This is a genomic window from Actinoplanes derwentensis (genome assembly GCF_900104725.1).
In the GTDB taxonomy this organism is placed as follows: domain Bacteria; phylum Actinomycetota; class Actinomycetes; order Mycobacteriales; family Micromonosporaceae; genus Actinoplanes; species Actinoplanes derwentensis.
The window spans coordinates 3,360,755-3,376,403 of record NZ_LT629758.1 but is presented as its reverse complement, the minus strand read 5'-3'; the positions used below and the strand labels follow the sequence as shown (position 1 = coordinate 3,376,403).

Below are 15,649 nucleotides of genomic sequence, written 5' to 3'. Positions count from 1 at the left end.
GAAGAAGTAATCGTGACCGGAGAATGGGTCCGGCGTGGGGGAACTCCGGCGGCACCGAGCAGCGGCCGGCTGAAGCCGCTCGGCCTCAAAGAGGTGACGCTGCGGCCGGGTTTCTGGCAGCAGCGCCAGGAGACGAACCGGGCTGCCTCGTTCGACCATATCGAGCACTGGCTGACCACCTCGGGCTGGCTCAGCAATTTCGAGCACGCGACAGCAAGACAGGGCCGGGAGTTCTCCGACTCCGAGATCTACAAATACCTGGAAGCCCTGGCCTGGGCCAACGACCCCGCCCTGGAGGACCGTTTCCAGGCGATCGTCGCCACACTGGCGAACGCCCAGGACCCGGACGGTTACCTCAACACCAACTTCGGCCGCCCCGGCCAGGCGCCCCGCTACTCCGATCTGGAGTGGGGACACGAGCTGTACTGCTTCGGGCACCTCATTCAAGCGGGTGTGGCCCGCGCGCGGGCGCACGGGCGGGACGAACTGGTCGAGGTGGCGATCCGGGCCGCCGACCACGTCTGCGACGTCTTCGGGCCGGGTGGCATCGCATCGGTCTGCGGGCACGCCGAGATCGAACCGGCGCTGGCCGAGCTGTACCGGGTCACCGGTGACCGCCGCTACCTGGACCAGGCGAAACTGTTCATCGATCGGCGCGGCCACCAGGTGCTCGGCGACATCGAGTTCGGGCGCGCATACTTCCAGGACGACGTGCCGATCCGGGACGCGAAGTCGCTGCGCGGGCACGCGGTCCGGGCCACCTACCTGGCGTCCGGTGCGGTGGACGTGGCCGTCGAGACCGGCGACGACGAACTGCTCGACGCGGTCGCCGGGCAGTGGGCGACCGCGGTGGCGCGGCGCACCTATCTCACCGGGGGGATGGGTTCGCGGCACCAGGACGAGGCGTTCGGTGAGGACTGGATGCTGTCGCCGGACCGCTCCTACTCCGAGACGTGCGCCGGAGTCGGGTCGATCATGCTGGCCTGGCGGCTGCTGCTGGCCCGCGGCGAGGCCCGCTATGCCGACCTGATCGAGCGCACCCTGTTCAACGTGATCGCCACCTCGCCGGCCGACGACGGGCGGCGGTTCTTCTACACCAATACGCTGCACCAGCGGGTTCCCGGCGCCGAACCACCGGCCGGCCAGCTCGTGCCACGGGCCGCGTCGAGTCTGCGGGCGCCCTGGTTCGCGGTCTCCTGCTGCCCGACGAACCTGGCCCGCACGTTCGCCAGCCTGGCCGGTTATCTGGCCACCGCCGATGACGACGGCGTCCAGATCCACCAGTACACGGCCGCGTCGATCGACACCGGTGACATCGCGCTGGAGATCGACACCGCGTATCCGGCGGACGGGCGGGTCACCGTGCGGATCGTCCGGGCACCGGAGACGCCGTTCACGCTGACGCTGCGGGTGCCGCACTGGGCCGATGGCGCGACGGTCGACGGGGCGCCGGTCGCTGCCGGATACGTGCCTGTTCGGCGCCGTTTCACGGCGGGGGAGAGCGTCACTCTCGACCTGGCGGTCCGCCCGCGGTTGACCTTCCCCGATTCCCGGATCGATGGTGTACGGGGATGCGTGGCCGTCGAACGTGGGCCGGTCGTGTACTGCCTGGAGTCAGTCGATCTCGTCAATGTTGACTTCGAGTCGATACACATTGATTCAGGGTCAACATTGATCGACGGCGACGGCGACGGCGACGGCGACGGCGTCGTGGTGGTTACCGGCCGCGCCGGTGTCCCGGCCGACGGCTCCTGGCCCTACGGGACACGGGGTGACGGCGCGGGCGTGGCCGTCGAGATCCCGCTCCGTCCTTACCACCGCTGGGCTCGCCGAGGGCCTTCCACCATGCGCGTCTGGGTGCCCACGACGGATTGATCCCATCCCGTCACCCTGCGCCTCTGGGTGCCCACGACATCCCACCCCTTCTACCTGCGCCTCTGGGCGCCTACGACGGACTGACGCCATCTGTTTCAACACCGGTCGCCGCTTAGTCGGTGACCGGCGATCACACCTGACCTCCGACAGGAAGTGAGCGCCAGACATGTCCGGAAACGCCATCCCCCGCCGTCGGCTGTTCCAGATCGGGGCCGTCGCTGCGGGTGCGTCCCTAGCGCTGCCTGCCCCGGCCTTCGCTGGCGGCCATAAGCCCGGTCATGGGCCCGGCCACGAACCGGGTCACGAACCGGGCCACTCGTCCGGCCACGAACCCGCAGGCGGGACGGTCAACGGGCTGCCCGTGCCGAAGTCCTGGAAAGCCGTGCCCTTCGACCTGAACGAGGTCGAGTTGGCGCCCAGCGTCTTCACCGAGAAACGCGACCGCATTCTGGCCTACGCCCGTGCCTATCCGGCCGACCGGATTCTCAGCAACTTCCGGACCGCGGCCGGGCTGGACAACCTCGGCGCGCAACCGCCCGGCGGCTGGGACGACGCCACCGGCAACCTGCGTGGCCACTACAGCGGCCACTTCCTGTCGATGCTGGCGCAGGCGTGGGCAGGCACCGGCGAGACCGTGTTCAAGGACAAGCTGGACGCCGTCGTCACCGGGCTCAGGCAGTGCCAGGACGCGTGGGCGGAACAGGTCGGCGATCCGGGCACCCCGCCGCCGCCCGCCACCTGGGCCGACGGTGGCCTGGTGCTCAACCGGGACGGCGAGGGGCAGTACGTCGGCCTGCCGGACGCCACCGTCGACGGCCTGACCGCGGCCACCATCGTGATCCGGCTCCGGATCGACGAGTTGCGCACCTGGTCGCGGGCGTTCGACTTCGGCGTCGGCACCGGTGTCAACATGTTCCTGACGATCGACACCGGTAGCGGCCCGCGGTTCGCCATCACCACTGCGGGCAGCGGCGGCGAGCAGCGCATCCAGTCGTCCACCCAGCTGCCGGTCGGCGAATGGGTTGACTTGACCGTCACGTTGACTGGTCAAGTCGGAACGCTGTACGTCAACGGTGTACCGGCCGGAGTCAACACGTCAATGACGTTGACACCGGCGGCTCTGGGCGCGCCGAAGAACAACTGGATCGGTCGCTCCCAATACGGTGACGCCGGACTGAAGGGCACGGTCGGCGAGTTCCACCTCTTCGACCGGGCGCTGACCGAGGCCGAGATCGCGGCCGGGCCGTCCGCGGGCAACCTGGTCGCCTATCACTTCGACGAGGCCACCGGAACCACGGTCGCCGACTCGTCCGGCCGGAGCTGGGACGCGGCCGTCGTCACCGGCGTCGGCGGAGCACCGGGCCCGAGCCATGCGGGCTTCCTGGCCGCGTACCCGGAAACGCAGTTCATCCAGCTCGAACAATACGTGACGTACCCGGCGATCTGGGCGCCCTACTACACCTGCCACAAGATCATGCGAGGGCTGCTGGACGCGCACACCCTCGGTGGCAACCCGACCGCGCTCGCGGTGGCCCGCCGCATGGGGGAGTGGGTGCACTCCCGGCTGTCGAAACTGCCGCGTGCGCAACTGGACCGGATGTGGGCGCTCTACATCGCCGGCGAGTACGGCGGCATGAACGAGGTGATGGCCGATCTGGCCGCGCTCACCGGCGACCGAACGTTCCTGACGACGGCCGCCTTCTTCGACAACACGCAACTGCTCGCGGACTGCGTGGCCGGCACCGACACGCTCGACGGGAAGCACGCCAACCAGCACATCCCACAGTTCCTCGGCTATCTGCGGATGTTCGAGCTGGGCGCCGGAACCCGGTACCGGGCGGCGGCCGCGAACTTCTACGACATGGTCGTGCCGCACCGCACCTACGCGCACGGCGGCACCGGCCAGGGTGAGGTGTTCCGCAAACGGGACGTGATCGCCGGCAGCATCGTCGGCACCACGAACGCCGAGTCGTGCGCGGCGTACAACATGATCAAGGTCGCCCGGAACCTGTTCTCCCTGACACCCGACGCGCGGTATTTCGAATACTACGAGAAGACCCTGGTCAACCAGATCCTGGCGTCACGCCGGGACGCTGACAGCACCACCGATCCGCTGGTCACCTACATGGTTCCGGTCGGCCCGGGGTCGCGCCGGGGTTACGGCAACACCGGCACCTGCTGCGGTGGCACCGGGCTGGAGAACCACACCAAGTACCAGGACTCGGTCTACTTCCGGTCGTCTCGACATGACGTGCTCTACGTCAACATGTACATCCCGTCAACATTGCGCTGGACCGAGCGCAAGGTGACGGTGACCCAGACCGGTGACTATCCGCGCACCCCGTCGAGCACGCTCACCGTCACCGGCGACGCCCGGTTCGAGCTTCGGCTGCGGGTGCCGTCCTGGGCCTGGGACACCTTCACGATCAAGGTCAACGGCAAGAGGCTTGCGGTACGGGTTGGCAAGGACGGTTACGCCGCCGTCGATCGGCACTGGCGTACCCGGGACAGGGTCGAGATCGCCTTCCCCTACCGCCTGCACACCGAGAGCGCGATCGACGACCCCACTCTGCAGTCGCTGCTCTACGGCCCGTTGACCCTGGTCGCCAAGTCGGACAGCACCCAGACCCTGCCGCTGCCCGCGAACCTCGCCGACGTCCACCCCGGCGACCGTCCGCTGACCTTCACCGCTCCCGGCGGTCTCACCTTCGAACCGTTCTTCCTGGGCGACACCGCCGCCTATCACACCTATCTGCGCCGTTCCTGAACGTGACTGACGCTCCCGAACGGAACTGACGTTCCTGAAGTGACTGAATAGAGAGGTCCATGCCGACTTCCCGTTCCATAGCCGGGGCGACCGCCGCCCTTCTCATCCTCACCGTTCTCTCCCCGGTGGCCGCCCAAGCGGCCCCGAACTCCGCTACGCCCTACCCGGTCTTCAAGGGCGACGCCAACCCGGTCCCGGACGACCGCACCGGATACACCCCGCACAACCAGCTCCAGGCCGTCTTCGACGCCGACGTGGCCGCCGGGGCCGGCAGCAGCACCGATGACGACTTCTGGATCGACCGGATGCTGGCGCGCACCGGCAACCAGCCCGGCGGCTCCAACGGCGACGCCAACCAGTACCTGTTCAGCCGCGGTAAAGCGCTGTTCATGAAGACCCACCAGCCGGGCGTGATCGGGTTCGGCGGCGAGGTCGCCTACATCGAGTCGATCGAGGGTGGCCAGGGCGCCTACACGATCACCGCCTCGGTGGCCGGCACCGACGTCACCCTCACCGAGGACGCGGCACAGCGTAAGCAGACCCCCAGCTACTGGCGGGGTGTGTTCACCAACAGCGCCGCCGGGCTGCGGGTGGTGCAGACGAAGTTCATCACCGACGCCAACGTGGCGGTCACGAACCTGGAGCTGACCAGCACGAACGGGGCGGCCAAGGACGTGACTCTGACCGCGACGTCACCGTTTGCTCGTACCGTGATCGGGTCGGACCCTGAATTGACCGGGGCCGTGCGGGCCTTCAACAAACTCACCGACCTGTTCCCGCGCTTCTCCGGTGATGGTTTCGCGGCGGCCGAAGGCCGGTTGCGGCAGACCCTGACCGTGCCGGCCAGCGGACCGGTGCGCACGAAGGTGCAGCTCGGCTTCCTCGCCAAGGAGATCCCGGCCTCGGCTGCGGAGTACACGAAGGTCCGCGGGCTGACCCCGGCGGCCGCGTTCCAGGACCACACCACCGCCTACAACCGGTGGTGGGCGCAGAACGTGCCCTACCTGGACACGCCCGAGGACAACATCGACAAGACGCTGTTCTATCGCTGGTGGCTGATGCGGTACAACTTCCTCGACGCCGACATCCCGGGCAACGACTACCAGTTCCCCACGTCGATGGAGGGTGTGCTCGGCTACAACAACGCGATCGTGCTGACCACCGGCATGTTCGTTGACGACCTGAAGTACTTCCGGGACCCGGTCTACTCCTACGGGCCGTGGATCTCGGCCGGCGAGACCGCCAGGAGCAGCAAGTACATCGACAACCCCGGTGACCCGGCGAACTGGTCCAACAGTTACACCGAGTACATCTCCGAGGCGGCCTGGCGCTCCTACCAGCTGCACGGCGGGCCGTCGTCGGTGGCCCGCAACCTGGCCGAGTACGCCGAGTACGACGTCAAGGGCCTGCTCGACGCCTACGACTTCGACGGTAACGGGCTGATCGAGTACAGCTGGGGCGCGATGACCGGCAACGACGCCGACGCGGTGTCGTTCGACTGGCGCAAGAACCAGAACATGGACCGCACCGAGAGCGCCTACCTGTACTCCAACGCGAAAGCCGCCGCCGCTGCCTACCGGACCGCCGGTGACACCGCGAAAGCGACCGAGATGGATGCGTTTGCTGAGCGGATCAAAACGGCGGTGCTGCAGTACCTGTGGGAACCGGCCCGGGACACCCCCGACGAGATGGGCCTGCGCGGCAACCTGCTCAAACACCGGAACGTGGCGAGCGGTGACCTGGTGCCGTGGAAGGAGATCAACAACTACTACCCGTTCTCGGTGGGGCTGATGCCGAACACCGCCGAGTACCGGGAGGCGCTGCGGCTGTTCGCCGACGACGCGCAGTACCCGATCTTCCCGTTCACCACGGCGAACCAGGCCGACAAGGCCGCCGCTGCCGCGCAGGGTGATCCGGGCAGCAACAACTTCTCGGTGATCAACTCGACGGTGACGTTCCGGATGCTGTCGTCGGTGCTGCGCAACTACCCGACGTCGTATGTTGATGCCGAGTGGTACAAGAAGCTGCTGTACTGGAACGCCTGGGCGCATTACCAGAACAACGGTGACAACCGGTACCCGGACCAGAACGAGTTCTGGGCCGACGGCTCGGCCGCGAACCAGAACATCGGTTACCGGTCCTGGATCCACCACACCATCCTCGGCGCCACGAACTTCACCGTGATCGAGGACGCGATGGGTCTGCGGCCCCGATCCGACGCGAAGATCGAACTCGACCCGATCAATGTTGACTGGGACCACTTCACCGTCAACAACGTCAAGTATCGCGACAAGGATTTGACGATCGTCTGGGACGCCCCGGGCGGCCAGCGGTACTACGGTGACGTGCCCGAGGGCTACTCGGTCTACCTGGACGGGGAGCGCGCGTTCACCGTCTCGTCGCTGGCGAAGGTGGTCTTCGACCCGGCTACCGGCGAGGTCGCGGCCCCTGGAACGAACGTTCTGTTCAACGCCGTGACCCCGGTCAAGGCGCCGCAGGAGGTCACGTTCGCCGCCGACGCCCGGATCACCGGCGTGCTCGCCAAGGCCGGCGTCCACACCACCACCAACCTCGCCGAGGGCCGGCCGGTCACCGCCACCTACTCCGCGTCCGGACGGACCCCGGCGGGGGCGGTCAACGGCACGACGATCAACGAGCCTTTCTGGGGTACGGCCGGGTCGCCGACCGCCTCGGACGCGATCGTGGTGGACCTGGCCGGGGAACGGAGGATCGACGACGTTCGTGTGCACTTCTACAAGACGTCCACGACCGCCACGGTCCAGGGCTACCAGCCGCCCGCACAGTTCCTGGTCGAGTACGACGCGGGTGACGGCTGGCAGAGCGTGCCGGGGCAGAGCCGGTTCCCGGCGTACCCGCAAGGCAATCTCAACCAGGTGCGGTTCCCGGCCGTCACCGCGCAGAAGCTGCGGATCACCGTGCAGCACACCCCCGGAGCGAAGACCGGGATCAAGGAGATCCAGGCCTTCGACAGCGAAGTGGCCGCGCCCGCACCTGCCGACGCGGCGCCGCTGGCGGACGCGTGGGTCGACTCCACCTACCGGGAGGCCGGATCGGTGCGCCTGCTGGGTCTCGCCCAGGACGACGGCCAGTCCGGCACCGCACCGGCCGCGCAGTGGACGGTGGTGGACGCCCCGAACGGCGGAGCGGTCGCCTTCGACCCGGCGAACGCGGCGAACACCGTCGCCCGGTTCACCCACTCCGGCCGCTACACGCTGCGGCTGACCGTCGGCGCGTCCCACAAAGACGTGGTCGTCGACGCGACCGCGCTGGCCGAAGGCGAGATCAACGTCGCGTCCACGGCCACCGCCTCGGCTGGTTTCACCGCCGGCTGGAACAGCGTGAACGCCGTCAACGACGGAAAACCTGCCCTGTTCACCGGGGGTGTGCAGACCGATCTGTGGGGAACCTGGACCGGCAACGAGCCGGCCACCCGCTGGCTGCAGTACGACTTCCCGTCCACGGTCCGGGTCGACCGGGCGTCCGTCGACTTCTGGTCGGACAGCACCACCGGCGGCAGCGGTGTCGCGGTGCCGAAGTCGTGGAAGGTGCAGTGGTGGGACGGGGTCGCCTGGCAGGACGTGACCGGTACGAGCGGGTTCGATCCGGCGGTTCGGGGGCGGACCAACGAGGTCGCCTTCGACGCGGTCACCACCAGCCGGTTGCGGGCGACGTTCAACGCGCTGCCCAACGCGGCCGGTACCGCGTACTCCGCGGTCGGGGTGTCCGAGTGGCGGGTGTTCGCGGCTGCGGCGTCGTCGATTCAGGGCGTCGACGTTCGTACCCGAGTCGGAGTCGTCCCCGCGCTTCCCGCCTCGGTCGACGTGACCTATGCCGATGGCACGCGGCTGCCGGTCGCGGTGGCGTGGGGTGCGATCGACCCGGACCGTGTCGCGTCGGTGGGTGACTTCACGGTCTCCGGGTTCGTCGCCGGGACCACGTTGACGGCCCGTGCACATGTATGGGTGCGTGGTGGTGATCCAGTACAGATCAACACGATCGACCCGGTAGCGGTGAGCACGGCCGTCGGTGTCGCACCTGCTTTGCCGGCCACTGTCACCGTCGGCTACAACGACGGGTCGCGGCAGAGTGGTGTCGCCGTCACCTGGTCACCGATCGACCCGGCCTCCTACGCGGCTGCGGGCACCTTCACGGTCCTCGGGCAGGTCGCCGGGACCGACAAGACCGCCACGGCCACCATCACCGTCGGTGCGGGTGAGTCCGACGTCGAGGTCCAGGCCAAGTCGCAGTGCACCGCCGGGAAGGTCTACGTCGCGATCACCGTACGCAACACCGGTGATTCGCCGCTGAACATCGAGCTGATCACCCCGTACGGCACCCGAACGGTTTTGAACGTCGCCCCCGGCAAATCGGCCTATCAGGCCTTCAACAGCCGCCTGGCGATCCTGCCCGCCGGAAGCGCCACCGTACGCGTCGGCGACTCCACTTCCGATGCGCCCTATCCGGCGCTGAGCTGCGGATAGTCGAGGAGAACCGGTGAGACCGCTCAAGGTTGCGGTCGCCGGGCTGGTTGCGGCGGGTTTGCTGATCACAGCACCCGCCGCCCCGGCCCGGGCGGCCGACTCGTACACCTTCATCAACACCGTCAACCCGATCCTCGGTGACGGCTCCTACTTCTCCGCCGACCCCGCGCCGCTGGTCGCCGACGGGCAGCTCTACGTCTTCACTGGACATGATCAAGCTGGTCCAGCCGTCAACGACTTCGTGATGAACGAGTGGGGCGCGTTCCGCACCGGCGACGTCGCGGCGGGGGAGTGGACCCACTTCCCGTCCCTGATGCGGCCCGAGGCGGTCTTCACCTGGGCCACGCCGGGACGCGCCTACGCCGGACAGGTCGTCAAAGGACCGGACGGACGCTATTTCTGGTACGTCCCGGTCAGCGAACGTGACTCGTCCGCTTCCAACAGGTTCGCCATCGGCGTCGCCGTCTCGGACAGTCCCACCGGGCCGTGGACCGACCACATCGGCGGGCCGCTGATCTCACAGCGGGTCCCGACCGTCAACACGATCGAGAACATCGACCCGACGATCCTGGTCGAGGGCTCGCGGGTGTTCGTCTACTGGGGCACCTTCGGTCAACTGCGGATGCTGGAGTTCCAGGCCGACATGAAGACACCCGTCGGCACCCAGCAGACGGTCACCGGGCTGACCGGGTTCTTCGAGGCGTCGTGGCTGTTCAAACGGGGCAGCACCTACTACCTGGCGTATGCCGGGAACAACGCCGGGCCCGCCTCGGCCTGCACCCCGGCGAACTATCACGCGTGCATCGCCTACGCCACGGCCACCTCACCGGCCGGGCCGTGGACCTACCGCGGGACGATCCTGCCGCCGGTCTCCTCGACCACCAGCCACCCGGGCATTGTCGAGTTCAACGGCCAGTGGTACCTCGTCTACCACACCGCCGACGCCGTGGACGGAGGTCATTTCCGCAGGTCGGTGGCGATCGACAAGGTCTCCTGGGACGACACCGCGTCGCCGCCGCGGATCCGCCCGGTCGCGCCGACGCCGGTGCGGGAAGCCGACCGGACGCCGCGCGCCAACATCGCCCAGGCGGCATCGGTCACCGTCTCCAACGATCCGGTGCCGACCCAGTACTGGGTCAAAGCGCTCAACGACGAGATCGTGCGCGCCAATCCGCTGCCACCGGACATGTGGGGGACGTGGACCGGCAGCAATCCACCTCAACAGTGGATTCAGTACACCTGGGATCAACCCATGCGGATCAACGGGTCGCAGATCGAGTTCTGGAACGACCAGCCGCAGGGGACCGGGGTCGGGGTGGCTGTTCCGGCCCGATGGAGGATCCAGTACTGGGACGGGCAGTGGAAGGACGTGCCCGGTCCCAGCGGGTATCCGACCGGGACGCAGGGGTTCCAGAACACGACCTTCGACGCCGTGACCACCACTCAGGTACGGGCGCTGTTCGACGCTTCCACCAACGGGAGCGCCTACTCCGCGGTGGCCGTCGAGGAGTGGAAGGTGCTTGCCGAACAGCCGTCGTCGGTCGCATCTCCGCGGTTCACCGTGGAGGTGGGGGAGACCGCGCTGCCCGAGTCGGTGCCGGTCGTCTTCGGTGGGTCGACGCTTCAGGCGCCGGTCGTCGTCGGTGGGTCGACGCGTCAGGGGCCGGTCGCCTTCGGGCCGTCGACGCTTCAGGTGCCGGTCCGGTGGGATGCCGTCAGTGCTGCGGAGGTGGCCCAGCCGGGGACGTTCACCGTCGGGGGCAGTGTTCTCGGGTATGCGGCGGGGCGTGTCGACGCCCTGGTGACCGTGATCTCGCCGGGGGACACCGAAGGGGATGAGAGCGCGCCGACGGTGACTCTCGCTCCCCGCGGTAGTGCGGGGAGCAACGGGTGGTTCCGGTCGGCGGTCACCGTGCGGGCGTCCGCTGTTGACGACCGGGGCGGACGGTTGACGATTCGATCAACAGTTGACGGGTCGTCATCAGTTGCGGAGCCGGTGCGGTTCGTTGACCTTGCGGTGGCGGGGGACGGCCGGCATGCGGTCACCGCGACGGCGACCGATCGCGCCGGGAACGTCTCCGACATCTCCGAAATCTCGGTGGAAATCGACGCTATGGTGCCGGCCGCGGCGGGCACCGTCGCCGACCGGAAAGTGACCGTGACCGGGGCGGACGCCACCTCCGGGCTGGACCGGATCGAGTACACCATCGGGGGCGGGGCCTGGACGACCTACACCGGTCCGGTCAGTGCACCCGACACCGGCAAGCACACCGTCTCGTACCGGTCCGTCGACAAGGCCGGTAACACCTCGACGGTCGGCAGCGTGGTGATCCCGGCCGACCTGTCCGCGCCATTGACCGGCAACGTCGCTCCGATCGGGGTGCCCACCGCCTCCTACACGGCCGGGTGGAACAGCGTGACCGCGCTCAACGACGACAGCGACCCCGCGTCACCGGGCCAGGCTCAGATCTGGGGCACCTGGTCGGGAACCCGGCCGTCGGCACAGTGGATCCAGTACGACTGGTCCCGCCCGATCCGCCTGACCGCCGCCGAGATCAGGTTCTGGCGGGACAGTGCCCCCGGCACCGGCGACGGAGTGGCCGAACCGGACTCCTGGAGACTCCAGTCCTGGGACGGCTCGGCGTGGCAGGACGTCACCGGCGCTTCCGGTTACGGGACCAGCAGCACAGCCGTCAACAAGGTCACCTTCGACCCGGTCGTCACGTCCCGGCTGCGGGCGGTCATCACCGCGAACGGCAACGGCACCACCTATTCCGCGGTGGCCGTCACCGAATGGCGTGCCATCGCCGACGAGCAGGCCACCGTGCCGATCACCGCCACCGCACAGGCGCGCTGCCTCGCCGGGAAGGCCTACGTGGCCGTCACAGCACGTAACGGTCATAGTGCGGCGGTCGACATCGAGCTCGCCACCCCGTACGGCAATCGGAAGGTTTCGAATGTCGCCCCCGGTAGCAGCGCCTACCAGTCCTTCAACACCCGCCTGACATCCCTGCCCGCCGGCGCGGCCTCCGCCGCGGTAGGCGCTGGCGTCGTCAATGCGGACTACCCCGCAATCAACTGTTGATGGGAGTGCACATGGACAACCGAACACGACTGGGTGTGGCCGTCGTCGGGTCGATGTTGATCGCCGCGATCCCGGCACCGGCCCTGGCCGATCCGAATGACGCCCAGGTCGAGGTGACCGTCGACATCACCGAGATCGAGGAACCCGGCATCCTCGCCCTCACCGTCGCCGGCACCGCCACGACACTGCGGGAGAACGGCTCCGACCTGCTGATCCGCCAGTTCACCGGCACCCTTCCGCGGGTCACCGTCACCGACACCCGCACCCTCACGGAGATTCCGGCCGGCGCGTCGTGGGCGGTGCTGGGTAGCAGCAGCGACTTCACCGGAACTGCCGGTCAGACCCCGATCAGCGCCGCCCACCTCGGCTGGAAGCCCCGCCTCGTAGACGGCGGCGACACCGGCCTGGTCACCGAAGGCGAAGAGGTGGTGACGGTCCTCGACGGCCCGACCCAGCCCGGCAACAACGTCGGCCTCGTCGACCAGGAACTCCTGGTCTCCACATACGACGCGGCGGAGGTGACCGGCGGCGCGTACACGGTCGACGCGGGCTTGACCCTACGTACTCCCGCAGATGTGACCGCCGGTTCCTACCGCTCCACGTTGACCCTGTCCCTCTTCGAGTAAGGCCTTCCAGATGCGCCGTGCCGCCGCCGTTCTCGCTGCTCTAGCCGTCCTGTCTCCCGCAGCCCCGGCGGCGGCCGCGCACCCGGCGCCCGCCACCGTCACCTGGACCGTCCAGCCCGCCACGCAAGCCGGCCCCGACGGCCGCCGCTGGATCGAGCGCACCCTCGACCCCGGCCAGCAGCTCACCGAACACCTGGCGGTCCGCAACCTGGGCGACGCCCCCGCCGTCTTCACCTTGAAAGCCGCCGACGGCTACCTGACCGCCAAGGGCCGCTTCAACATGCTCCCTTCCGACCAGAAGTCGACCGACGGCGGAACCTGGATCAAGGTCCCGGCCACGGTGACCGTCCAACCCGGTAAGACGTCGGTGGTCCCGTTCACGATCACCGTCCCCGCCGACGCCCTCCCCGGCGACCATCCGGCCGGAATCGCCGCATCGATAGCCGGCAGCCAGGGCACGGTCCAGGTCGAAAGCCGGGTCGGTTTCCGAGTCCTGCTACGAGCCTCCGGCACCTTGATCCCGTCCCTGACAACCGACAAGATCCACCTGTCGTACGCCCGAACCTGGTACCCATGGCGCCCCGGCACCCTGCACGTCTCCTACCAGGTAACCAACACCGGCAACACCCGCCTCGAGGTGACCGCCCAGGCCGGATCCGCCGCCACCACCGTGGGTGAACTACTGCCCGGCGGCACCCGCCAGGTGCAGTCCCACATCGACGGAGTGTGGGCCTTCGGCCCGGTGCGCACCACGGTGACCCTGCTACCGACAATCCCCGGCGAGCCCACCCCCCGAGAACCGTCGACCGTCACGGCAACCACCTGGGTCATGCCGTGGCCGCAGTTGCTCACCATCCTGGCCGTGGCTCTGCTGTTACTCGCCTGGCGACTGCGTCGCGGCCACCTGGCGACGATGCTGGAAAGAGCCCGCGAGGAGGGCCGCCGTTCGGCCGTCTGAGCACAACCTCACCGCCCTACGATGATCCCATTCCGGTAATCGGGGAGCAGGATGCCGAATGACAACGACTGACGGCGCGCGTTCCGCTGACGAATGGCGGCGGTATCTGGCCGAGTACAGCGCTGACGTGCTGCGAGTCACCGACGACGACGATCTCGCCGGGATCAGTGACGCCCATCGGCTGCTCGGCTGGCTGGGTTTCGACGGTGCCGATGCCGAACATCTCACTGCCCTGGAACAGCGCCTCTGCATCCCGCTGCCGCCGAGCTACCGAACGTTCCTGACGGTCTCCGACGGCTGGCTCAACCTCGGCCCCTTCATGTGGATCATGCGGACGGCCGCTGAGGTCCACTGGCTCCGAGACGCCGAGCCTCACCTGTGGGACATCTTCGGTCAGTACCCCGAACTGCTGGAGTCGTCACTCGCCGACCGGGTCCTGCTCGTCTCCAGAGAAGGCGATGCCCAGTATTGGCTGCTCGACTCCGGCGACATCTCGCGGGACGGTGAGTGGGCCGCCTACATCTGGGCGAGCTGGTATCCCGGCTTGGGCGAGCGGCATGCCTCCTTCGCCGCGCTCGTCGACAGCGAACGGGCCTGTTTCGAAGCTCTGAGAGGCCGGTCCGCCTGACCTACAGCAGACCGGCCAAGCGGTAGAGGACCAGGGACGCGGCGACGGACACGTTGAGGCTGGAGCCGGTGCCGACCATCGGGATCTCGACCGCGCCGTCCAGCAGGTCCAAGGCCTCCGGTGGGATGCCGGTGGCCTCGTGGCCGAGCACCATGACGGTTCGGCGCCGGGCCGGGGGCAGGTCGGCGAGACGGACCGCCTCGTCGGCCAGTTCCACGCCGAGGATGTGCGATCCGGTGCGGCGTTCGTCGGCTAGCCAGCGCAGCGGATTGCCGATCCGGTGTACACAGGTGGGCTGCCGCAGCGTGTTGCCACGGGCCAGCGCCTCGTCCACCCAGCCGAACGGCGGCACCGCCAGGCAGGCCCCGACCGCGTCGCAGGTGCGCAGCAGCGTGCCGAGGTTGGCGCCGTGCATCGGCCAGAGCGGTGCCGCGATCAAGTGACCCCAGCACCTGTGCCGGCGAGGACGTCGTTCGGACCGGATCTCCCGTGGAGTCCGGACCCGGATCCCGGCCGTCACCACCGGGGAGCGAAAACGCTCCAGTTACGAGGAATCATGGTGAAGCGCGCTTGGCGGCGCACGCGGGCCATCGACGAGACCAGGTGATTACCAGCGAAGGCTACAACCTTCCGGAGCGATCAGGCGAGCGATTACGCGGTGCGGGCGCGTCTGGGATCACACTGCTGCGGGTGTGTCGACGTGTAGCGGACCGCCGTCCTCCGGTGAGGGCCCGGCGCCGTCGCCGATCACGCTGAGCACCCGGTGTCTCAGCAATTCATACTGCTCGCGGCATCGGCGAGGTGGCCCCGGCGGCCGCTGCTGGACTTGGCCACCGACGACTACCTCGCTGGGATGGAACTGCCCGGCCGTGAGGTCGACGTCCTGCCCGTCGGGCAGCCGGTTCCAGTAGTGATGGCCGACCTTCGCAGCCTCGACCTGCACCTCGCCGACGATCAGCTCCCCGCCGAGCAGGTCCTGGACGATCAGCGCGGTCACCCCACACTGCCCCCGAGCGGGATTGTCCGCGCGCCATTCCGGCAGGTCATGCGGGTCGCAGGTGTCCACTCCCCACCCGGCTTCGATCGCGGGGCGCAACAGTTCCAGATCAAGCATCGAATGCCCTCCTAGTCTCACCGCGAAATTCTCACCACGAACGATGGGCCCTCGACCTGATCGAGAGTCAAGACGGGCGTTCAGACTCACCCGA

The 15,649-nt window shown here is 68.4% G+C and carries 9 protein-coding genes; 7 read left to right on the top strand and 2 right to left on the bottom strand.

What is annotated here, in order from left to right; all coding sequences use genetic code 11:
• The first annotated feature begins 12 nt into the window (after nt 1–12).
• The 7 genes from BLU81_RS14800 to BLU81_RS14770 all read left to right on the top strand — a co-directional run bounded on the left by BLU81_RS14800 (nt 13) and on the right by BLU81_RS14770 (nt 14,441).
• Nucleotides 13–1,875 (top strand): glycoside hydrolase family 127 protein, encoded by a 1,863-nt coding sequence (locus tag BLU81_RS14800; protein ID WP_092545190.1) that lies wholly within the window; start codon nt 13–15, stop codon nt 1,873–1,875.
• A gap of 166 nt (nt 1,876–2,041) precedes the next feature.
• Nucleotides 2,042–4,642: a beta-L-arabinofuranosidase domain-containing protein gene (locus tag BLU81_RS14795; RefSeq protein WP_092545188.1), complete on the top strand. Its 2,601-nt coding sequence runs from the start codon at nt 2,042–2,044 to the stop codon at nt 4,640–4,642.
• 59 nt (nt 4,643–4,701) lie between these two features.
• A complete protein-coding gene (locus BLU81_RS14790) occupies nt 4,702–9,144 on the top strand; it encodes an Ig-like domain-containing protein (protein WP_092545186.1) in 4,443 nt (1,480 codons plus the stop codon).
• Nucleotides 9,145–9,157: 13 nt separating this feature from the next.
• A complete protein-coding gene (locus tag BLU81_RS14785; protein ID WP_092545184.1) occupies nt 9,158–12,229 on the top strand; it encodes a family 43 glycosylhydrolase in 3,072 nt (1,023 codons plus the stop codon).
• Nucleotides 12,230–12,240: 11 nt separating this feature from the next.
• Nucleotides 12,241–12,855, top strand: a complete 615-nt coding sequence (locus BLU81_RS14780) for a hypothetical protein (RefSeq protein ID WP_092545182.1) — start codon at nt 12,241–12,243, stop codon at nt 12,853–12,855.
• Between the two features lie 10 nt (nt 12,856–12,865).
• Nucleotides 12,866–13,813 (top strand): hypothetical protein, encoded by a 948-nt coding sequence (locus BLU81_RS14775; protein WP_092545180.1) that lies wholly within the window; start codon nt 12,866–12,868, stop codon nt 13,811–13,813.
• 58 nt (nt 13,814–13,871) lie between these two features.
• Complete coding sequence (locus tag BLU81_RS14770) at nt 13,872–14,441, top strand: SMI1/KNR4 family protein (protein WP_092545178.1); 570 nt, start codon at nt 13,872–13,874, stop codon at nt 14,439–14,441.
• Between the two features lies 1 nt (nt 14,442).
• Here the strand turns inward: BLU81_RS14770 and BLU81_RS14765 are convergent, their stop codons facing one another.
• Complete coding sequence (locus tag BLU81_RS14765) at nt 14,443–14,880, bottom strand: TrmH family RNA methyltransferase (RefSeq protein ID WP_231954541.1); 438 nt, start codon at nt 14,878–14,880, stop codon at nt 14,443–14,445.
• 237 nt (nt 14,881–15,117) lie between these two features.
• Nucleotides 15,118–15,555, bottom strand: a complete 438-nt coding sequence (locus BLU81_RS50655) for a YunG family protein (protein ID WP_231954540.1) — start codon at nt 15,553–15,555, stop codon at nt 15,118–15,120.
• Between the last annotated feature and the right edge of the window lie 94 nt (nt 15,556–15,649).

Coding starts and splice junctions, on each gene's coding strand:
- BLU81_RS14795 (WP_092545188.1), top strand. CDS start 2,042: ATGTCCGGAAACGCCATCCCCCGCCGTCGGCTGTTCCAGATCGGGGCC.
- BLU81_RS14790 (WP_092545186.1), top strand. CDS start 4,702: ATGCCGACTTCCCGTTCCATAGCCGGGGCGACCGCCGCCCTTCTCATC.
- BLU81_RS14780 (WP_092545182.1), top strand. CDS start 12,241: ATGGACAACCGAACACGACTGGGTGTGGCCGTCGTCGGGTCGATGTTG.
- BLU81_RS14775 (WP_092545180.1), top strand. CDS start 12,866: ATGCGCCGTGCCGCCGCCGTTCTCGCTGCTCTAGCCGTCCTGTCTCCC.
- BLU81_RS14770 (WP_092545178.1), top strand. CDS start 13,872: ATGACAACGACTGACGGCGCGCGTTCCGCTGACGAATGGCGGCGGTAT.
- BLU81_RS50655 (WP_231954540.1), bottom strand. CDS start 15,555: ATGCTTGATCTGGAACTGTTGCGCCCCGCGATCGAAGCCGGGTGGGGA.